At 62.6% G+C, this 17,774-nt stretch carries 20 protein-coding genes; 10 read left to right on the top strand and 10 right to left on the bottom strand.

The genetic code is table 11. The annotated features are described in order from the left end of the window. Positions 1 to 6: 6 nt before the first annotated feature. From B5M07_RS10870 to B5M07_RS10860, 3 genes are all read right to left on the bottom strand, one after another. A complete protein-coding gene (locus tag B5M07_RS10870) occupies positions 7 to 1,620 on the bottom strand; it encodes a DEAD/DEAH box helicase (protein ID WP_120351314.1) in 1,614 nt (537 codons plus the stop codon). 149 nt (positions 1,621 to 1,769) lie between these two features. Further along, positions 1,770 to 2,705 (bottom strand): glycosyltransferase family 2 protein, encoded by a 936-nt coding sequence (locus B5M07_RS10865; RefSeq protein WP_120351313.1) that lies wholly within the window; start codon positions 2,703 to 2,705, stop codon positions 1,770 to 1,772. Between the two features lie 78 nt (positions 2,706 to 2,783). Continuing rightward, positions 2,784 to 4,403, bottom strand: coding sequence for a peptide chain release factor 3 (locus B5M07_RS10860; RefSeq protein WP_120352230.1), 1,620 nt, complete (start codon positions 4,401 to 4,403; stop codon positions 2,784 to 2,786). 104 nt (positions 4,404 to 4,507) lie between these two features. Here B5M07_RS10860 and B5M07_RS10855 point away from each other — a divergent pair, with 104 nt between their 5' ends. Continuing rightward, positions 4,508 to 4,891, top strand: coding sequence for a nuclear transport factor 2 family protein (locus tag B5M07_RS10855; RefSeq protein ID WP_120352229.1), 384 nt, complete (start codon positions 4,508 to 4,510; stop codon positions 4,889 to 4,891). Here B5M07_RS10855 and B5M07_RS10850 read toward each other — a convergent pair. After that, positions 4,888 to 5,901, bottom strand: a complete 1,014-nt coding sequence (locus B5M07_RS10850; protein ID WP_120351312.1) for a Hint domain-containing protein — start codon at positions 5,899 to 5,901, stop codon at positions 4,888 to 4,890. The genes B5M07_RS10855 and B5M07_RS10850 overlap by 4 nt on opposite strands. Positions 5,902 to 6,039: 138 nt before the next feature. Here B5M07_RS10850 and B5M07_RS10845 point away from each other — a divergent pair, with 138 nt between their 5' ends. The 5 genes from B5M07_RS10845 to B5M07_RS10825 all read left to right on the top strand — a co-directional run bounded on the left by B5M07_RS10845 (position 6,040) and on the right by B5M07_RS10825 (position 10,147). Next, the gene (locus B5M07_RS10845; RefSeq protein WP_067941767.1) at positions 6,040 to 6,819 is read left to right on the top strand and encodes an SDR family oxidoreductase; all 780 of its coding nucleotides are present in this window, start codon (positions 6,040 to 6,042) and stop codon (positions 6,817 to 6,819) included. Positions 6,820 to 6,961: 142 nt separating this feature from the next. Continuing rightward, positions 6,962 to 8,320, top strand: a complete 1,359-nt coding sequence (locus B5M07_RS10840; protein ID WP_120351311.1) for a sodium:proline symporter — start codon at positions 6,962 to 6,964, stop codon at positions 8,318 to 8,320. 42 nt (positions 8,321 to 8,362) lie between these two features. After that, on the top strand, positions 8,363 to 9,451 hold the full coding sequence (locus B5M07_RS10835; protein ID WP_067626603.1) for an ABC transporter ATP-binding protein: 1,089 nt from the start codon (positions 8,363 to 8,365) through the stop codon (positions 9,449 to 9,451). Then, positions 9,448 to 9,798 (top strand): Lin0512 family protein, encoded by a 351-nt coding sequence (locus B5M07_RS10830; protein ID WP_120351310.1) that lies wholly within the window; start codon positions 9,448 to 9,450, stop codon positions 9,796 to 9,798. Before B5M07_RS10835 ends, B5M07_RS10830 begins: the two co-directional genes overlap by 4 nt. Next, positions 9,791 to 10,147, top strand: a complete 357-nt coding sequence (locus tag B5M07_RS10825) for a Lin0512 family protein (protein WP_120351309.1) — start codon at positions 9,791 to 9,793, stop codon at positions 10,145 to 10,147. Before B5M07_RS10830 ends, B5M07_RS10825 begins: the two co-directional genes overlap by 8 nt. A 64-nt stretch (positions 10,148 to 10,211) precedes the next feature. On the opposite strand, the gene B5M07_RS10820 is transcribed toward B5M07_RS10825, so the two are convergent. Beyond that, positions 10,212 to 10,874, bottom strand: coding sequence for a helix-turn-helix transcriptional regulator (locus B5M07_RS10820; RefSeq protein ID WP_205570858.1), 663 nt, complete (start codon positions 10,872 to 10,874; stop codon positions 10,212 to 10,214). 183 nt (positions 10,875 to 11,057) lie between these two features. On the opposite strand from B5M07_RS10820, the gene B5M07_RS10815 reads away from it, so the two are divergent. From B5M07_RS10815 to B5M07_RS10800, 4 genes are read left to right on the top strand one after another with little or no spacing between them, the layout of a single operon-like run. Next, a complete protein-coding gene (locus tag B5M07_RS10815) occupies positions 11,058 to 11,327 on the top strand; it encodes a twin-arginine translocase TatA/TatE family subunit (RefSeq protein WP_067940504.1) in 270 nt (89 codons plus the stop codon). A gap of 4 nt (positions 11,328 to 11,331) precedes the next feature. Beyond that, positions 11,332 to 12,015, top strand: coding sequence for a Sec-independent protein translocase protein TatB (tatB, locus tag B5M07_RS10810; protein ID WP_120351308.1), 684 nt, complete (start codon positions 11,332 to 11,334; stop codon positions 12,013 to 12,015). Positions 12,016 to 12,020: 5 nt separating this feature from the next. Then, complete coding sequence (gene tatC, locus B5M07_RS10805) at positions 12,021 to 12,887, top strand: twin-arginine translocase subunit TatC (RefSeq protein ID WP_120351307.1); 867 nt, start codon at positions 12,021 to 12,023, stop codon at positions 12,885 to 12,887. Beyond that, entirely contained in the window at positions 12,884 to 13,732 is an 849-nt protein-coding gene (locus B5M07_RS10800) for an ATP-binding protein (RefSeq protein ID WP_120351306.1), read from the top strand. The genes tatC and B5M07_RS10800 overlap by 4 nt, the downstream gene beginning before the upstream one ends. 62 nt (positions 13,733 to 13,794) lie before the next feature. Here B5M07_RS10800 and B5M07_RS10795 read toward each other — a convergent pair whose 3' ends face one another. From B5M07_RS10795 to B5M07_RS10775, 5 genes are all read right to left on the bottom strand, one after another. After that, positions 13,795 to 15,051 (bottom strand): M23 family metallopeptidase, encoded by a 1,257-nt coding sequence (locus B5M07_RS10795; RefSeq protein WP_162931846.1) that lies wholly within the window; start codon positions 15,049 to 15,051, stop codon positions 13,795 to 13,797. A gap of 60 nt (positions 15,052 to 15,111) precedes the next feature. Continuing rightward, entirely contained in the window at positions 15,112 to 15,768 is a 657-nt protein-coding gene (locus tag B5M07_RS10790) for a protein-L-isoaspartate(D-aspartate) O-methyltransferase (protein WP_007120302.1), read from the bottom strand. Further along, positions 15,765 to 16,550 carry a 5'/3'-nucleotidase SurE gene (surE, locus tag B5M07_RS10785; protein ID WP_120351304.1) on the bottom strand — a complete coding sequence of 262 codons (786 nt, stop codon included), beginning with the start codon at positions 16,548 to 16,550 and terminating at the stop codon, positions 15,765 to 15,767. The genes B5M07_RS10790 and surE overlap by 4 nt, the downstream gene beginning before the upstream one ends. Positions 16,551 to 16,622: 72 nt before the next feature. Next, complete coding sequence (locus B5M07_RS10780) at positions 16,623 to 17,276, bottom strand: SDR family NAD(P)-dependent oxidoreductase (protein WP_120351303.1); 654 nt, start codon at positions 17,274 to 17,276, stop codon at positions 16,623 to 16,625. A gap of 65 nt (positions 17,277 to 17,341) precedes the next feature. Further along, entirely contained in the window at positions 17,342 to 17,602 is a 261-nt protein-coding gene (locus B5M07_RS10775) for a pilus assembly protein PilZ (protein WP_067626161.1), read from the bottom strand. Positions 17,603 to 17,774: the final 172 nt, after the last annotated feature.

Raw genomic sequence — 17,774 nt, 5'->3', positions numbered from 1 at the left:
CTGGTTTCAGATGCGCTCACGGAAGCTTAGGCCGATAAAGTCAGGCGTGTGATCGCCCAGCCCGACGACGCGGTTGTCGTTGCCACCGCGTTTGTCATTCCGGCCCCGACCACGCGAAGGTTTGTCATTGTTGCCGCCGCGCTGAGATTTGCGCCCGCCCTGCGCGCTTTCGGCTTCGCGCTCTGGGGCCACATCGGCTTTGGCATCTTTCGGTGCCTCGGCCTGCGGTTGCTTGGCCTCATTGGAGGTCTCAACGGGTTTGTCCGTCTGAGGCTTATCCGTCTGGGGCTTATCCGTTGGGCGCCTATCCGTTGGGCGCCTATCCGTTTGGCGCTCGTCGGCCTGCGGTTGCTCAGCCTGTGGCTTGTCTGCCTGTGGTTTGTCCGACTTACGGCTGCGCGACCGGGTGCGCTTGGGCTTGTCATCGGTCTTGGCCGGGGCGTCAGACGCTTCTTCTGCTGGTTTGGCGTTGCCAAGCGGGTTCTCGATGCGCGGAATTTCCTTTTGCACCAGACGCTCGACGTCTTCAAAGTTCTTGTCGTCGCGGGGTTGGCAGATCATGATCGCCTTGCCGTTGCGGCCCGCACGGCCGGTGCGGCCAATACGGTGAACGTAGTCCTCGGCGTGGCTGGGCACATCGAAGTTGAAGACATGGCTCACGCTCGGCACATCAAGGCCACGCGCGGCAACGTCTGAGGCCACGAGGAAACGCAGCTCGCCATTGCGGAAACCTTCGAGCGTCTTGGTCCGCTGGCTTTGGTCAAGATCGCCGTGGATCGGGGCGGCGTCATAGCCGTATTTCTTCAACGACTTAGCAACGGTATCCACGTCCATCTTGCGGTTGCAGAAGATGATCGCATTGGTGCATTTCTCGCCTTCGGCGTCGATCAGCAGACGCAGCAGCTTGCGCTTCTCGGTGGCTTCACGGTCCTTGCGCGAGGCTTTGAACATGACAACGCCCTGTTCGATGGTCTCGCTCGTGGTGGCCTGACGTGCCACTTCGATCCGCTCAGGATTGCTGAGGAAAGTGTTGGTGATCCGCTCAATCTCTGGCGCCATGGTGGCCGAGAAGAACAGCGTCTGACGGGTGAAGGGCGTGAGGCCGAAGATCCTTTCGATATCGGGGATGAACCCCATGTCGAGCATCCGGTCGGCTTCGTCCACGACCATGACTTTCACGTCCGAGAGGATCAGCTTGCCCCGCTCGAAATGATCCAGCAGGCGGCCCGGTGTGGCGATCAGCACGTCGACGCCTTTGTCGATCAGCTTGTCTTGCTCTTTAAAGCTCACGCCGCCGATCAGCAGCGCTTTGGTGAGCTTGAGGTGCTTGGAATAGGTGTCAAAGTTCTCGGCCACCTGTGCGGCCAATTCCCGCGTGGGGCAGAGCACGAGGCTGCGCGGCATCCGCGCACGAGCGCGGCCCCGAGCCAGAAGCGACAGCATCGGCAGCGTGAAGCTAGCGGTCTTGCCGGTGCCGGTCTGGGCGATGCCCAAGACGTCGCGGCCTTCGAGAGCGGGGGGAATAGCGCCCGCCTGAATAGGTGTGGGCGATTCGTAGCCAGCCTCTACAACAGCTTTGAGGACCTTGGCATTCAGGTTTAGATCGGTAAATTTTGTCATGTGCGTCCGGGTTGAGCGGACACTGACTTGGCCCGCGGCAGCAATACAAGCCGGCCCGAATGGCCCAAGGGGCGGCATATGCCGCGGCATGTTGCGAAAGCGCATAGCAAGTTGCGGCCCAGCCGTCAAACACTTGACCTCTCAGGCGCTTAACTTGCGAAATGGCGCGACACCTTTGCATCAAGGTCGAGATCAGCAAGGCGCAGCAAACCCTTCGCCTTTAGGGTCGCGCGCAACTCGGGGGTGTCGGCGCAGACCTCATTGAAAAAGGCGCGTAATCCCGCCTCACCCCCTTCGGCTTCGATCATGGAAAAAAGCTCATGCATCGACAGCCCGCCGCGATCACGGGGTCGGTTGGGGGCGAGATCGGAACGGTAAGAGCCTTTTTCCAGCCGGTAGCGATAGGCGGCCAGCCAGTCGGGCCAGCTTTTTGCGTGCAGATGTGCCAGATCAATGCCGGGCTGCTGCTCTGGCCCCTCAATCATCGCGTCATTCTGAAAAGCGTTGTGTATTTGAAGGCGAACGTCGGCCATCCCGGTGCGGACAAAGACCTTTCCGGCCAAATGGCTCAAGAATCCCCCTTTGACGTATTCGCCATAGGTTGGATAAAGCTCCGACACGATCTGCGCCCTCTGCGGGCCGTTTGGAATGAAGGATTTGAAGGCTGTCGCATCGCCTGCCAAAGCCTCCATCGGGCGGATGCGGGCGATCTTTTGCGCCGCGGGCAGGGCGGCGAGCACCTCGCCCACAGGGCGCTCGGCAACAAGGAATTCGTCCACATCCATATGGATCAGCCAATCCACATCATCCGCGCGGTTATAGGCGCGGGTGGCGTTCTGGCTTTGGCGGACCTGATGCTTTTGCGGGCGTTTGCCACAGAGCTTTTGCCAATAGGCATCATCGCAGGTGACGACGCGGATCTTGGGGTGGGCTTTCAAACTGTCGAAAGCCTCTGGGTTCTCAGCGTCGAGAAATAGATAGAGCCGATGCGCACCTGCCTCAAGATGGTAGGCGGCAAAGCGTCTAATCTCGTCAGCGGGGGCCAAAATTGTGGCAACCAGCCCCCATTTCGTCGTCGTCGTCATCGCGTCTCCCCGGTTGGGTCCAGAATGCCATGATTGCGCGCGAAATCAAGGCTTACGACCCATAGCGGAGAGGCTAATTCAGACCATCATTTCCTTGGTCGCGGTAAGTTTCACGTCCGGGTAATCGCGCTCAACCCGGTCGATGTCCCATTGCAGGCGGGTTAGGTATACGATGTCGCCGTCGTGGTCATGGGCGATGTGCTGTTTGTTGTTTTCGGTAAACTTATCAACGGCTTGTTTCGTGCCATTCACCCAGCGAGCCGAGGTGAATTGCGACGGCTCGAACCGCACCGGCAGGCCGTATTCCAACTCGATCCGGCTGGCGAGCACTTCGAACTGCAATTGTCCAACAACGCCCACAACAAAACCCGAGCCGATGGAGGGTTTGAACACTTTCGCGGCACCTTCTTCGGCAAATTGCATCAGCGCTTTCTCAAGGTGTTTCGCTTTCAGCGGATCGCCCGCGCGGACCGATTGCAGCAATTCGGGCGCGAAGGAGGGGATACCGCTGACGCGCAGCGCTTCGCCTTGGGTCAGCGTGTCGCCGATGCGCAGCTGCCCGTGGTTGGGGATGCCGATGATGTCACCGGCCCAAGCCTCTTCGGCCAATTCGCGGTCTGAGGCCAAAAACATTACCGGGTTGGAAATCGTCATCGGCTTCTTGGTGCGGACATGGGTCATTTTCATGCCCCGCTCGAAATGCCCCGAGGCAAGGCGCACAAAGGCGACCCGGTCGCGGTGTTTGGGGTCCATGTTGGCCTGCACCTTAAAGACAAAGCCCGCGACCTTGGTTTCTTCGGGCAAAATCTGACGTGGCGTGGCGGCTTGGATTTGCGGCTCTGGCCCGTATTTGGCGATGCCTTCCATGAGTTCACGCACCCCGAAAGAGTTGATCGCAGAGCCGAACCAGATCGGCGTCAGCGTGCCTTCGTGCATCGCTTTGAGGTCCAAGGGCGGCAGCAATTCGCGCGCCATCTCAAGGTCTTCGCGCAGCTTTTCCAGCAGGGTGGCGGGGACGTGTTCGGCCAGCTTGGGGTCGTCCAACCCTTCGATCTTGATGCTGTCGGCCACGCGGTTCCGGTCGGCGCGGTCCATCAGTTCCAGACGGTCGCGCAGCATGTCATAGCAGCCCACGAAATCGCGGCCCACACCGATGGGCCAGCTTGCGGGCGTCACGTCGATGGCAAGGTTTTCCTGGATTTCGTCAATGATCTCAAAGGTGTCGCGGCTTTCGCGGTCCATTTTGTTACAGAAGGTCAGGATTGGCAGGTCGCGCATCCGGCAGACTTCGAAAAGCTTCTGCGTCTGGCTTTCCACACCCTTGGCCCCATCGATCACCATCACGGCGGCATCCACCGCCGTCAGCGTACGGTAGGTATCCTCCGAAAAGTCCGAGTGGCCCGGCGTGTCGACGAGGTTGAAGCGGTAGTTGGTGTCACCGCTGTGGAAATCGAACGACATGGCCGAGGCCGAGACCGAAATGCCCCGGTCCTTTTCCATCGCCATGAAGTCCGACCGCGTGCGCCGCGCTTCGCCCTTGGCGCGCACTTGGCCAGCCATCTGAATGGCCCCACCGAACAGCAGGAACTTTTCAGTCAGCGTGGTCTTGCCCGCGTCAGGGTGGCTGATGATCGCAAAGGTGCGACGACGCGCGATCTCGGCGGGCAGGGCGGGGCGGTTTTGCGGCGTGTCCAACATCCGCCCCATATAGGCTGCGCCGCGACCGGGCGCAATCTGGCCATTGCTGCGAATCGGCTCTCGGCCTAACATGAGAACATAAGTGGTACATGGAGGAATTTGCGATGGAACTGAAAGAGATTGCACAAGAGTTGGTTAACGGCTGCCGTGCCGGTGCGGCCAAAGTGCGCGAGAACCTTGATAAGCTATATGCCGAAGATGCCGTATCCGTAGAGGCCGCCGATATGGGCGGGCAGGGGCGTGAGACGCATGGGATCAAGGCCATCCACGGCAAACACGACTGGTGGGAAAACGCGATGGAAGAGCACGCGAGTGAAGTCTCTGGCCCGTTTTATTTCGGCGATGAGCAGTTCAGCGCGGTCTTCAAGGTCGACGCCACCGACAAGCAAAGCGGCGACCGCTTTCAGATGGAAGAGATCGGCGTTTACCACGTGAAAGACGGCAAAATCGTCCGGGAAGAGTTTCACTATGCCGTTGAGGCACCTTAACGGGTAGAGGCTTTGCGCAGCAGCGCCGCCGCATCAGGACGGTTGAGCAGCGCCTCGGCCAGATCAAGCCCGGCATGGGGCAGATCGGAGTGGCCTGGGATCACCTCGCCCAAGGCCGCGGCCATTTCCGGCGGCAGCACCGACCGGGTGCGGCTGTCGACCAGCATGGATTCGGCGGCAATCCCTTCGGCGTAGATGATCTGATGACTGTCAAAGAGCAGTTGGAAGTAATCGACAAAGCCGCCGTCCTGCACCGTCACGCTGTCACCGTTCACCAGATGCCGCGCCTTCACCAGCAATTCGGACCGGCCCGCACCCATCTCATCGCTGCGTTGATAGATGAAAAGCCGGTGGTCGGGGCTGACGATCAGGTCATGTTCGTTGTTCAGCGTGCCTGCCTGAATGCGGATCGGGGCGAATTCGCCCACCGCGCGCAGGGTGCTTTGACCGATCCAGCGTAGGGTTTGAACGCCGTCGTCGCGGGTTAGGATACGGTCACCGACGCGAAGGTCTTCGATGGGGCGCAACTCTCCGGTGCTGAGCGAGATATGGGTGCCGCGTGTGAAGGACACGCAGGCGAGTTGGCCGAATTTCTGACGTGCGGTCTGGGTGTCGATGCCCACAATACGGTAGCCCGTTTGCGGTGTCAGCGGGCCTAGCGGCAAAAGGTACACCTCAGCCGCGTGGCCCTTGCCATCAACCTCGACCAGCAGCAGCGCCTCTTGGGTTTGCCCGTCGGGCGACATCAGCGTGAGCAGGCTGTCGAGATGCAACTCAGCACCGGGGCTGCCCACGCCGGTATCCTCGGCAAGCTGCAATTGATCCCCCGGCAGGGTCAGCAGGGACAGGCGCAAAGGCTCTGCCGCACGGTCCAGCTCATAGACGTCATCCAGCACCAATTCAGCGGCAAAACCCAGCGTATCGCCCATATTCGCCCCGTCGCTCGCGCAAAATTGCCCGGCGCGGTAGACGGCGATGTTCTGTGCGGGGGCGGTGCGGGTGCGGGACATGACGGGCCTTTGGCTTTAGGGCTTTCGCCAGCGGGATAAGGTAGAATTGTGGCCCGGATGGGTCAAGGCTCGGGTGATTTGCTGGCATTGGCCGCAGGGCGTGGTAGGCATATGCAAATGCATAGGAGGAATCGCAAAATGGATTTGGGAATCAAGGGGAAGAAGGCGCTGGTCTGTGCCTCATCCAAAGGGCTTGGCCTTGGCTGCGCCGAAGCTCTTGCGGCGGCAGGGGTCAACCTTGTGATGAACGCACGCGGCGCCGAGGCGCTTGAGGCGTCGGCAGAACGTATCCGTCAGGACTATGGCGTCGAAGTCGTCACCGTGGCGGCGGATGTGGCCACCGAAGAGGGTCAGGCGCTGGTCATCAAGGCCGCCGAGGGCTGTGACATTCTCGTCAACAACGCGGGTGGCCCGCCTCCGGGGATGTGGCATGACTGGGACCGCGAAGATTTCATCAAGGCGCTCGATGCCAATATGCTGGCCCCCATTGCGCTGATCAAAGCGCTGGTGCCCGGCATGATGGAGCGCGGCTGGGGCCGGGTCGTGAACATCACCAGCCAGTCGGTGCGCGCGCCGATTGCTGTCTTGGGGCTGAGTAACTCGGCACGGACCGGGCTTACGGGCTATGTCGCGGGCACCGCGCGTCAGGTCGCGGGCAAGGGGGTCACGATCAACAACCTGCTGCCGGGCATCCATGCCACCGACCGCGCGGATTCGCTGGATGCGGGTGTGGTCAAGGCCAAGGGTATCACGCTGGACGAGGCCCGCGCCGAGCGGCAGGCGGGCATTCCCGCAGGCCGCTACGGCACCCGTGATGAATTCGGCGCGACCTGTGCGTTCCTTTGCTCGCAGCACGCGGGCTTCATCGTGGGCCAGAACCTGCTGCTGGATGGCGGCGGCACCAATCTCACCATGTAAGCAGAGCTTGGCCGGGGCGCGCGTCCCGGCCATTGCGCTTCGCATCGGATCACATTCCTGACAGCAGCGGTTTCAGCGCTGGCGGGGATTGAGGGCGGCGGCTAACCCTTGAGGGTCAGCTTTTCGCAAAAGGTCCGTCCGCATGCAAACCACCGTTCTTGTCCTTCTTTTCGCGGCCATAATCCTTGCCAGCCTGCTGGTGGCCCCGCGTCGCGCAACGGTCGAAGGGTTCTTCGGCGGCGCCAATGCGGCGGGCCGTGCGCCGGGGCTTTGGGTGCTGGTGCTAAGCCAAGTCACCACATGGATCTTTGCCCGCAGCCTGATGAACGCCGCGATCTTGGGCTATTTCTACGGCATCGCGGGCACGCTGGCCTATGCGGCCTATTATGGCTCATTCCTGACGGGCGGCTTTATCGTGGGGCATCTGCGCCGGGGCGGCGCGCGGTCGGTGCAGGACTGGCTGGGTGGGCATTTCGGGCGTTCGGGCACGGCGGCCTATAACCTCGTGATCGGGCTGCGGCTGCTGTCCGAGGTCTTTGCCAATCTGCTGGTCGTTGCGCTGATTTTCGAGGCTGTCTGGCCGGGGTCCGGCACGCTGGCGGTGCTGATCGTCGCTGCGCTCGGCTTTGGCTATTCGGCATGGGGCGGGCTTTCCGCCGCGCTGCGCACGGATGTGGTGCAGATGCTGGTCTTTCTTGTTGTTTTCGGCCTCGCGCTCGGTGCGCTGCTGCTGAGCCCGGGGTTCGAGCTTGGCGCGGTGCTGAGTGCGCCGGGCGTCTCGGGGCCCTATAACGGTTGGGTGCTTTTGGCGGTCGCCCTGTTGCAGGTCTTCTCCTACCCCGCCCATGATCCGGTGATGATGGACCGCGGCTTTCTGGCGGATGAGGCAACCACGCGGGCCTCTTTCCTGCACGCCTTTTGGATTTCGACACTCTGCATCATCGGCTTTGGCTTTTTCGGCATCCAAGCCAGCCTGACCGGTGCGGCCTATGAAGGCGAATTGATCGGCACATGGGGGCAGATGTTTCCGGGCTGGATTTTCGTGGCGCTGATGCTGTCGCTGCTCGTCTCGGCGCTGTCGACGCTCGATTCCGCATTGGCCTCGGCCGCGCGGCTGATGGTCGAAGAATGGCGCATCGCGCCGCGCAGCCTGAGGGGCGGGCGGCTGGTGATGGCGGGGTTCATGGCGCTTGGTGCGCTGTTGACGCTTTGGGGCAATGCCACGCTTTTCGATGCCGTGGCGGTCAGTGGCACCGCGTCGATGTTCCTTACCCCGGTGCTGCTGGTGGGGCTGGTGGCGGGGCGCCGCATCGCGGTCTGGAGTTACCTCGCCGCCTTTGCCGCCGCGATGCTCGGGGCTGCGGCCTATTTCGCGCGCGGCTGGGCGCCGGTGGCGGCCCTTCTGCCCGAGGGGCATAAATACGAGCAATTGTTGGTAATTTGCGTGATCGTGCTACTGGCCGGGTTCGCAGCGGTGCTTGCGGGGGCGCGGCGAGGCTGATAGCTGGGTTTCCGAGTGATTTGATCGGATACCGCAGTTTCCATGAGTGACCCCACCCCCCGACTGGAAATCCGCAATCTGCGCCGCGCCTATGGCGGGCGGCAGGTTGTCGATGACGTGTCTTTGCAGATCATGCCGGGGCAGGTGACCTGTCTGCTCGGCCCCTCGGGCTGCGGCAAATCCACCACGCTGCGCATGATCGCGGGCGTTGAGATGCAAGACAGCGGCACGATCCATGTCGATGGCAAGCTGATCTGCGACACCATGTTTCGCGTCCCGCCAGAGCGGCGCGAGATTGGGCTGATGTTTCAGGACTTCGCCCTGTTCCCGCATCTGAGCGTCGCCGATAACGTGGGCTTTGGCCTCAAGAAAGGCACCAAGGCCGAGAAGCGCAAGCGGATTGAGGAATTGCTCGAACGGGTGGACCTGCTGCGCTATATCGACGGCTATCCGCACCAGCTTTCGGGCGGGGAGCAGCAGCGCGTGGCGCTGGCCCGTGCGCTGGCGCCGCAGCCGCGCATCATGCTGATGGACGAGCCCTTTTCCGGCCTCGACAACCGTCTGCGCGACGGCATCCGCGATGAGACCCTGAGCATCCTGAAAGAAGAGGACACTGCCGTTCTGCTGGTCACTCATGAGCCGGATGAGGCGATGCGCATGGCCGATGAGATTGCGCTGATGCGCGACGGCAAGATCGTCCAGCAGGGCGCGCCCTATAACGTCTATACGCGGCCCGTCGATCGCGCCTCTGTCGCATTTTTCAGCGATGCCAATGTGCTTGAGGCCACGGTGACCGGGGCGCTGGCCGATACCGTCTTTGGCCAATTCCTTGCCCCGGGGGTGCCCGATGGCACGCCGGTAAATATTGTCTTTCGCCCGCAACACCTGCGCATCGACTTTGACCGTGCAGGCAAAGGCCCACGCCCCACGGCGACCGATGGCACACCGGCCCGCGCCGTGGTGGAACGCGCGCGCTTTATGGGGAACGAAAGCCTTGTTGAATTTGTGTTGGAAGAGGACGGATCGCGGCTCAAGGCCACGGTGCCGAATGTCTTTTTGCCGCAACCCGGCGCCGTCATGTGGCTGACCGTGCGCCGCGACCGCTGCTTTGTTTTTCCGGTGACGGCATGAAGCCCCTGATGGTAGAATTCGGCATGGGGTCGTCCCTGCGCCGCGCCGATTATACGCAGGCCGCGACACGCGCGGTGCAGGATGCGCTGTGGCATAACTCGATCAATCTGGCAGAGCTTTTTGGTTTCGATAGGTCCGCCATGCGGATCATCCTCGACGTGGGCGTGCAACGGCCCGATCTGGTCGATGCCGAAGCGCTGCGCGCGGTCTTTCCCTATGGTGAGGTGACGGTGAACCTGCATCACGGCGGGTTGGATGTGCCGCGCCCCGAAGGAGAGGGGAACCCGACCGTCATGGCGAATGTGGCCCTTTCCGTCGGTTTCGACATAGAGCCTGCCGATGACTGAGCAGCGGATCATCATCGAAATGGGCATGGGCAACGATCTGCACGGGATGGACTATACCAAAGCCGCCGCCCGCGCGATCGAGGATGCCCTGCGCCATTCCTCTCTGCCGCTTTTCGGCGCGCTTGACGTGACACCGGACCAGATGCGTGTGCAGGTCACCGTGGCGGTGCAAGAGCCAGAAAAGGTGGATGTTGACGCGCTGGTGGCCAATCTGCCGCGTGGCCGGGCCGAGGTACGTGCCGTGAAGGGCGGGCTGAACGTGCCGACGGGGCAGGATACCATCGTGATCGCGCAGGCGAGTGTCGAGGCGTTCTTGCCGCTGCAGACCGGTTGGCAACTGAAGGGCTGAGCCGGGGGGCAGACCGTCCGGGCGGTCTGGGCCAGCCAAGCGGACCTGCGCCCGTGATTCAGGGCTAGGGGTGGTAGTCAGCCAGCGTTTTGCCCGGCTCGTCGACGAACAGCTCTGGCAAGGCCTCGGCGCTCTCGATCTGATCGATCGCGTAGGTAGCAAATCCCTTTTCATCTTGGCACCAGGCGGTCAGCATCCAAAACCGCCCCCAATTCTCAACCTTCAGTGGCCGTAGCACTCGGGTCTCTTCCCCCGCGACCCCGATCCGCAGCTTCTGACGCGCCAGCACCGCGGCGCGCAGCACCGGCAGATGGGCAAAAACCCGTGTGGCCTTGCCCTGCGCCGTCAGCGCCTGCGACCAAGCGGCCCCCTCGGCGATGGTCTCGGTCGGCAAGACCGCGTCGAACTTGGCGGCCAATGTCTCTGCCGCGCCCTGCAAGGCGGGGTCTCCAACCTCTGCCGCGACAGCAAGGCCGAGGTTCAGCGCCTCCAATTCAGACGGGGTTAGTGTCAGCGGGGGCAGGGTGATCGCCGGGGTGATCCGATAGCCTTCGCCCCGCGTTCCGACGATGGACAGGCCCGCCGCGCTGAGCTTGCCCATATCGCGGTAGATCGTGCGGGGGGAGACGCCAAACAGCCGGGCCAAATCCTCGGCCCGGTGCAGCCGCCCATCCCGCAGCCTGTCGATCAACCGCACGAGCCGATCTTCGGTTTTCACTGACACCATGACGCCTCCTGACGCTCCTGACAAAAACATGTCATAAGAGGAATTGCACGCCCGAAAATTGGCAGTCCTTTGCCCGCAGCACCGCCCATCCGCCGCTTTGCCCCTTCATGGTCCTGCCGCCGCCCGCTATCACAGGCAGGACGGCGCTGCATGATTTGCGCCAAACATGATGGGAGAACAGACATGTTGAACAATATCGGACTGCCGGGCCTGCTGCTGATCGCGGTTGTCGTGCTGGTGCTTTTCGGCCGCGGCAAGATTTCCTCGCTTATGGGTGAAGTTGGCAAAGGCATCACTAGCTTCAAAAAGGGCATCAGCGAAGGCGAAGAAGAGACCAAGCGCAGCGACGACATCAAACATGTTGACGAAGTGCACCATGCCGACCTGCCCGAGCATGCCGATCAGGGCACGCATCCCAAGACCGACCTGAAGGCCGACAAGGACCGGGTGTAACCCGATGTTCGATCTGGGTTGGACGGAACTTTTAGTCATCGGCGTGGTGGCCCTGATCGTGGTCGGCCCCAAGGACCTGCCCGTGCTGTTTCGGCGCGTTGGGCAATTCGTGGGCAAGGCCAAGGGCATGGCGCGTGAATTCAGTCAGGCCATGAACGACGCCGCCGACGAAAGCGGCATGCGCGAGATGTCGTCGTCGCTGAACAAGTCGCTAAAAACCGCGACCAACCCGCTGGGCAGCGCCATGGATGAGGTGAAGGACGCGACCCGCTCGCTGACCAACTTCGACCCCGAGAGCGAGACCGGCAAATTGGCGGCGCAAAAGGCCGAGGATGTGAAGAAGATCCAAGCCAGCACCGCCCGCGCCGCAGCCGAGCGCAAGCAGCGCGAAGCGGCAGAAGCCATGTCTCAGGCCGAGGCGGCAGAGGCGAAGTTGTCTGACGCGACCCCGGCCCGGGACGAAGCTGCGAAAGCTGCACCGGCACGGCCCGTGATCGAGAAAGACGCGGCACCAGCCAAGGCGGCGCCTGCTAAAGCGGCCTCACCCAAAGCGGCGCCGGTCAAAGCAGCGGCCAAAGCAGCGCCGGCCAAAGCAGCGCCGAAAAAGCCTGCTGCCAAGAAACCCGCTGCGAAAAAGCCTGCTGCCAAAAAGCCAGCGGCAGCCAAACCCGCTGCGAAAAAAGAGTAAGTTAAATGAGCGCCTCCGACGACTATGAGATCGACGACAGCTCGGCCCCGTTGATCGAACATCTGGCCGAACTGCGCACGCGGCTCATCCATTCGGTCATCGCCTTTATCATCGGCATGGTGATCTGCTTTACCGTCTGGAACCCGATCTTCAACTTCCTGACCGAACCGCTGTGTTCGGCCATGGCGGAACGGGGCCAAGAGGATTGCGGGCTGATCCTGATCAAACTGCAAGAAGGTTTCTTCGTTGCGATTTCGATCTCGCTTTTGGGTGGTTTGGTGCTGGGCTTTCCCTTCATCAGCTACCAGCTTTGGCGCTTCGTGGCACCGGGGCTCTACAAGAACGAAAAGGGCGCTTTTCTGCCCTTTTTGATCTCCTCGCCGGTGATGTTTTTCCTTGGTGCGGCCTTTGCCTTTTACGTCGTCACGCCGCTGGCCTTCGATTTCTTCCTTGGGTTCCAGCAGGCGGGTACGCTCGTCGGTGAGGGGCCAGAGGGTGAGAACGGCATCGCGGCCATCGCATTCCAAGGCTCGGCGCAGGAATACCTCTCGCTTACGATCAAGTTCATCGTGGCCTTTGGCCTGTGCTTCCAGCTTCCCGTGCTGCTGACCCTGATGGGCAAGGCCGGGCTGGTCAGTTCCGAAGGTCTGGGCAATGTGCGCAAATATGCCGTGGTGGCGATCCTTGTGTTGGCTGCCCTTGTCACGCCGCCAGATGTGATCACGCAGGTGATCTTGTTTGTTGTTGTCTACGGCCTTTACGAAATCTCGATCTTCCTCGTGCGTCGGGTCGAGAAAAAGCGCGACGAGAAGCTGCGCGAAGAGGGCTACTTTGACGACGAAGACGAGGAAGACGAGGAAGACCTGCTGTGATCGACGATCCGATGGACCGTATCGCAGCGGCGCTGGAGCGTATGTCTCCGGCGCCGCTGTCCGCCCCGGACTTTGACGCCGCGACCGCATTCGTCTGGCACACCGACCCCGACCGTCTGGTACCGGTGCCGCAGGTCGCGCGAATCGACCTGCCGCTGTTGATTGGCGTCGACCGGGCGCGGGATACCCTTCTGGCCAACACCCGCCAATTCGCGGCGGGTCTGCCTGCGAACAACGCGCTGCTCTGGGGTGCGCGTGGCATGGGGAAATCCAGTCTTGTCAAAGCGATACACGCAGATGTTCAGGCATCACATGAAGCGTTGCGCATCGTCGAATTGCAGCGCGAAGACCTGCCCTCGGTCGGGCGGCTTCTGACACTGCTGCGCGGGGCGTCGCAGCGGTTTATCCTGTTTTGCGATGACCTTAGCTTTGGCCATGATGACGCGCATTACAAGTCGCTGAAGGCGGTGCTGGATGGCGGCATCGAAGGGCGGCCCGAGAATGTGGTGCTCTACGCCACCTCGAACCGCCGTCATCTGATGCCGCGCGACATGATCGAAAATGAGCGGGGCAGTGCGATCAACCCTTCGGAGGCGGTCGAGGAAAAGGTCTCTCTCTCCGATCGTTTCGGGCTTTGGCTTGGGTTCCATCCCTGCGATCAAGACCAGTATTTGGCGATGATCCGCGGCTATTGCGATGCCTTCGGCGTAGAAATCGACGACGACACCCTGCGCGCAGAGGCTGTCGAATGGCAGGCCACACGCGGGGCGCGGTCGGGCCGGGTGGCATGGCAGTATTTCGTGGATTTGGCTGGCAGAAAGGGCGTTCCCGTCTCAGGAGGGTGACCGCGCCTGTCTGGTGCTTCAGCAAAGAGGCCCGCAAGTTCTGCGGGCCTTTTTTTGTTTGATTACTGGATGTAGGGCGTCGGATCGACGCTCTCAAAGCCCTTGCGGACCTCGAAATGCACATGCGATTCCGATCCGCCGCGCAGTTTGGCGATCTGCTGGCCCCGGCTGACGGTATCGCCCTTGGCGACATTCACGCCGTCCACATTGGCATAGACCGTGAGCAGGTTGTCCGGGTGGCGCACCACGACAATCGGAATGCCCTCGGCGCTTTTGGTGATCGCGGCCACGGTGCCCCCTTCGGCGGCCTTCACCGGCCCGCCGGGGTTGCCCTTGATGTTGATGCCCTCGTTCTTGCCCTTGGAATAGGCGCGGATGATGGAGCCTTGGACCGGCGGTGTCATCTTCGTCGTTTTTGCAGGGGCGGTGGGTTTGCCGACATCGGCCACAGGCTCTTTCGGCTCGACTTTGGGTGGCAATGGTTTCGCCGTCTCATCCTGCGGCAGCGGTTTGGCCGCCGAAGGAGGCGTCGGCGTGGGGCTGCCCGCGCCGGGTGCGCTGGTGACAGGTTGCACGGGGCGCGAGGCGGCGGCACTGGATGCGGTGTTGGTCGCCTGACGCGGGGGCGCTTGTTTCTCTACCGGGATCAGCAGGAATTGCCCCTCGCGGATCGCGAAATCGGGGCCGAGGCCGTTCCACTCCGCCAGCGCTTTGACCGGCACGTTATAGAGGCGCGCAACGGTATAGGCGGTCTCGCCACGCTCGACCCGGTGGCGCACCGGCTCTTTCGCCGATTGCGGCGCGGTAGGCTGAGGCGCTGTGGGCTGCGGCGCGGTGGTGCCGGTGCTTGCAGGGGGCAGGCTTTGCGTTTGCACGCTCGGCGTCGCCGGGGCGCGGTCGATGGCGCTGCCCGCAAGGGTGGTGATATCGACGGCGCCATTGGTGCCGGGGGCAGGTTCGGCGACCCGCCGGGGCAGGGCGATGATCTCTCCTTGGCGAAGCGGGACGCCCGGATCAATGCCATTGTAGCGTGCGAGTTCGCCGCTGTCGGCCCCGACACGCGCGGCCACGTCTTTCAGCGTATCGCCACGGCGGGCGACGGCGACTTGATAATTGGGGTAGGCGATCACGCCCCGGGCGTCGGGCTTGGGGCGGTCCGCCAAGGGGCCGCGTGCCGCTTCGGCGGTGGAAAACCCATCGCCAAAGGTGCTGCGCATATCGTAATCCAGTGGCTGATTTTCGCAACCTGCCAGCAGTATCGCACTGGTCCCGGCCATTAGGGTCAGCCGCATGGGGCGGCGCAAGCGTGTTTGGCGCATCTGCAAGTCCTCATCTTCGCCCCAGACGGTAAGGGGCGTTGTCCGTGTCTCTCTAACCTATTAGCCGTCCTTGCCCAAGCCTTCCAGCAGGGGGACAAAGCGCACGGCGCGCAATTCGTCGTATTCCAGCCCATCAGCGGTCTTTCGCACGCGGATGAGGTGTTGGACGGTGTCGGATTGGCCGACGGGCAGCACCATGATGCCGCCTTCTTTGAGCTGGGCCAGCAGGGGGCCGGGCGGGTCTTCGGCGGCGGCGGTCACGATGATCCTGTCAAAGGGTGCCTGTTCGGCTAGGCCAAAGCTGCCATCGGCGGTGATCGCGGTGATGTTGTTAAGATCCATCGCCTCGAACACGCCGCGCGCCTCTTGCACCAAGCGCCGGTGCCGGTCGATCGTATAGACCCGCCGCGCGAGCTTGCTGAGGATCGCGGCCTGATAGCCCGAGCCGGTGCCGATTTCGAGCACCTTATCGCGCGACGACACCTGCAAGGCTTGGCTCATCAAACCCACGACAGAGGGCTGGCTGATGGTCTGACCGCAGGCGATGGGCAGGGGCATATCCTCATAGGCGCGGCTGGCGAAGAGGCCGCGGATAAAGGGGCCGCGGTCGATCGCTTCCATCGCTGTCAGCACGCGCGCATCGGTCACGCCCTTGGAGCGCAGCGCATAGAGGAACTGCATCTTGCGCTCCGCCTCAGAGATCGGCTCTTCGTTCATCCGTTGATGCCCGACAATGTTTCAAGCGCCGCGTGGTCGGTCAGGTCACAGCGCATTGGGGTGACCGAGATATAGCCATCAAGGTTCACGCAGGCGTCACTGCCGGGCGCTGTCTGCACGCGCTGGTCGCCGCCTTTGATCCACAAAAAGCGGCGGCCCGAGGGCGACAGATGCGCCTCGGTGGAGAACCCGGTGGCGGGGCGGCGGCCTTGAGGGGCGAGCCGGATGCCGCGCACATCGGCGCCCGCGACGGGGGGGAAGTTCACGTTATAGAAAAGGCCATAGGCCGCTTCTTCGCTGGGGCTATGCTCCAAAATGCGGCGACAGGTCTCGACGCCATGCTGGGCTGCGGCCTCAAACGGATCAGCCAGATCGCGGTTGGCGGGGCCGTAGTATTGCGACAGGGCGATGGCGGGCAGACCCTGCAAGGCCGCCTCGATCGCGCCGCCGAGCGTGCCGGAGTAAAGCGCGTTTTCAGCCGCGTTGTTGCCCCGGTTCACGCCCGAAAGCACCAGATCGGGGGGCGCGGCGGTCATCGTGTCGTGGATCGCGGCAAGGACGCAGTCAGCGGGAGAGCCTTCGGTGGCAAAGACGCGGTCGTCCAATTGCGAAATCATCATCGGTTTGGTGTAGCTGATGCAATGGCCGACGCCGGATTGCTCAAACGCGGGTGCGACGGTCCAGACCTCGCCCTTGGGCCCGGCCAATTCCTCGGCAATGGCGCGCAGCACGGCCAGACCGGGCGCGTTGATGCCGTCATCGTTTGTAATCAAAATACGCATGAAAGGCCCCTTTTTGCCTTGATAGGCGAGGGGCGGACCGGCGGCAAGCGCAGCGCGCCGGTGCCGCGCGGTTCACAAGGCGGAGTTTTCCGACAGTTGCGCCAATACCGCAGCGGCCTGCGTGGCGGTGTCACTGAGCGCTGCGCGGTCTTCACCGGGAAAGAAACGCGCGCGGGTGGCAGTGGGCATCGGGTCGGGGGTGAGGATATGCACGCGCGGGCCGATCTGCGCGGTTTCAACCTGCCAAGAGGTCGCCAGCGCGATCTGCGCGGCCTTGGTCGACCCGTAGCTGCCGAAGAATTTCGTGCCAGCACGCGGATCATCAAAGAAGACCGCCGTGCCCTCTGCCCCCAAAAGCGGGGAGACAAAGGTGATCAGCCGCGCCGTGGCGGTGACATTGCCCGCGATGGATTTCTCCATATCCTTGGCGTCAATGTGATCGGTGGGCGTTAGTGGGGCTGCGTGCACGGCGCAGTGCAGCCAGAGGTCAAGCCCGCCCCAACGGTCGTGGATGCCCCGGCAAAGCACCGCCATCGCATCGGCGTTGGTGATGTCCATCGGGGCCAGTGTGGCGCTGCCACCCTCGGCTTGGATACGGTCATCCAGTTCTTCCAACGCGCCGGTCGTGCGACCGACGGCGATGATGTGATGGGTGGGGGCCAAAGCCTCTGCCAGAGCGGCCCCAAGGCCGCGCGACGCGCCGGTGATCAATGCTGTCTTGCTCATGCCCGCGATGTGCACTGCCCCGGGCGGCAGGTCAAGAGGCGCGGTGTCGCGCCTCCTTGAGCCGCTCAGCCCTGCGGCAGGCGCAGCACTTTGTTGCCGCGGCGGCTGGAAAGCACCAATGTGCCTTGCCCAATGGCCGCAACAACGCCGCCAGCGACTTGGTCGCCCACTTCAACGCGGGAGATTTTGCCGCCGCCTTCGCGGATCAGCGCGCCGGGCGTAGCGTCGCTGCCGAAAATACCAATCAGCGCTGTGCTGGACAGATCGGCCTTTTCAGTTGCCAGATCGGAGACTTTCTTTGGGGTCGGGGTCCCAGTGCTCGTCATGATGTGCCTTTCGCCTGTGGTTGCGTTTTGCGCGGCAGTCCCCCGCGCTCGCAAGGCGTCAGCTAACCCCTGCCGCAGTGCAGCGGAAGGGGGCGTTTTTGGGATGCGCAGGGTTCTGCCAGAGCGTCGGCAAAGCAGCGCCGACGACTCACTTGTAACGCTGCGACCTTTC

The organism is Sulfitobacter sp. D7 (assembly GCF_003611275.1).
Taxonomy (GTDB): domain Bacteria; phylum Pseudomonadota; class Alphaproteobacteria; order Rhodobacterales; family Rhodobacteraceae; genus Sulfitobacter; species Sulfitobacter profundi.
Note: the sequence above shows the minus strand (reverse complement) of the source record. Positions and strands in the feature narration are given on the sequence as shown.

Coding starts and splice junctions, on each gene's coding strand:
- B5M07_RS10790 (WP_007120302.1), bottom strand. CDS start 15,768: ATGAACGAAGAGCCGATCTCTGAGGCGGAGCGCAAGATGCAGTTCCTC.
- B5M07_RS10855 (WP_120352229.1), top strand. CDS start 4,508: ATGGAACTGAAAGAGATTGCACAAGAGTTGGTTAACGGCTGCCGTGCC.
- B5M07_RS10825 (WP_120351309.1), top strand. CDS start 9,791: ATGACTGAGCAGCGGATCATCATCGAAATGGGCATGGGCAACGATCTG.
- B5M07_RS10850 (WP_120351312.1), bottom strand. CDS start 5,901: ATGTCCCGCACCCGCACCGCCCCCGCACAGAACATCGCCGTCTACCGC.
- B5M07_RS10835 (WP_067626603.1), top strand. CDS start 8,363: ATGAGTGACCCCACCCCCCGACTGGAAATCCGCAATCTGCGCCGCGCC.
- B5M07_RS10865 (WP_120351313.1), bottom strand. CDS start 2,705: ATGACGACGACGACGAAATGGGGGCTGGTTGCCACAATTTTGGCCCCC.
- B5M07_RS10820 (WP_205570858.1), bottom strand. CDS start 10,874: ATGGTGTCAGTGAAAACCGAAGATCGGCTCGTGCGGTTGATCGACAGG.
- surE (WP_120351304.1), bottom strand. CDS start 16,550: ATGCGTATTTTGATTACAAACGATGACGGCATCAACGCGCCCGGTCTG.
- B5M07_RS10775 (WP_067626161.1), bottom strand. CDS start 17,602: ATGACGAGCACTGGGACCCCGACCCCAAAGAAAGTCTCCGATCTGGCA.
- B5M07_RS10845 (WP_067941767.1), top strand. CDS start 6,040: ATGGATTTGGGAATCAAGGGGAAGAAGGCGCTGGTCTGTGCCTCATCC.
- tatC (WP_120351307.1), top strand. CDS start 12,021: ATGAGCGCCTCCGACGACTATGAGATCGACGACAGCTCGGCCCCGTTG.
- B5M07_RS10870 (WP_120351314.1), bottom strand. CDS start 1,620: ATGACAAAATTTACCGATCTAAACCTGAATGCCAAGGTCCTCAAAGCT.
- B5M07_RS10780 (WP_120351303.1), bottom strand. CDS start 17,276: ATGAGCAAGACAGCATTGATCACCGGCGCGTCGCGCGGCCTTGGGGCC.
- B5M07_RS10860 (WP_120352230.1), bottom strand. CDS start 4,403: ATGTTGGACACGCCGCAAAACCGCCCCGCCCTGCCCGCCGAGATCGCG.
- tatB (WP_120351308.1), top strand. CDS start 11,332: ATGTTCGATCTGGGTTGGACGGAACTTTTAGTCATCGGCGTGGTGGCC.
- B5M07_RS10840 (WP_120351311.1), top strand. CDS start 6,962: ATGCAAACCACCGTTCTTGTCCTTCTTTTCGCGGCCATAATCCTTGCC.
- B5M07_RS10830 (WP_120351310.1), top strand. CDS start 9,448: ATGAAGCCCCTGATGGTAGAATTCGGCATGGGGTCGTCCCTGCGCCGC.
- B5M07_RS10795 (WP_162931846.1), bottom strand. CDS start 15,051: ATGCGCCAAACACGCTTGCGCCGCCCCATGCGGCTGACCCTAATGGCC.
- B5M07_RS10815 (WP_067940504.1), top strand. CDS start 11,058: ATGTTGAACAATATCGGACTGCCGGGCCTGCTGCTGATCGCGGTTGTC.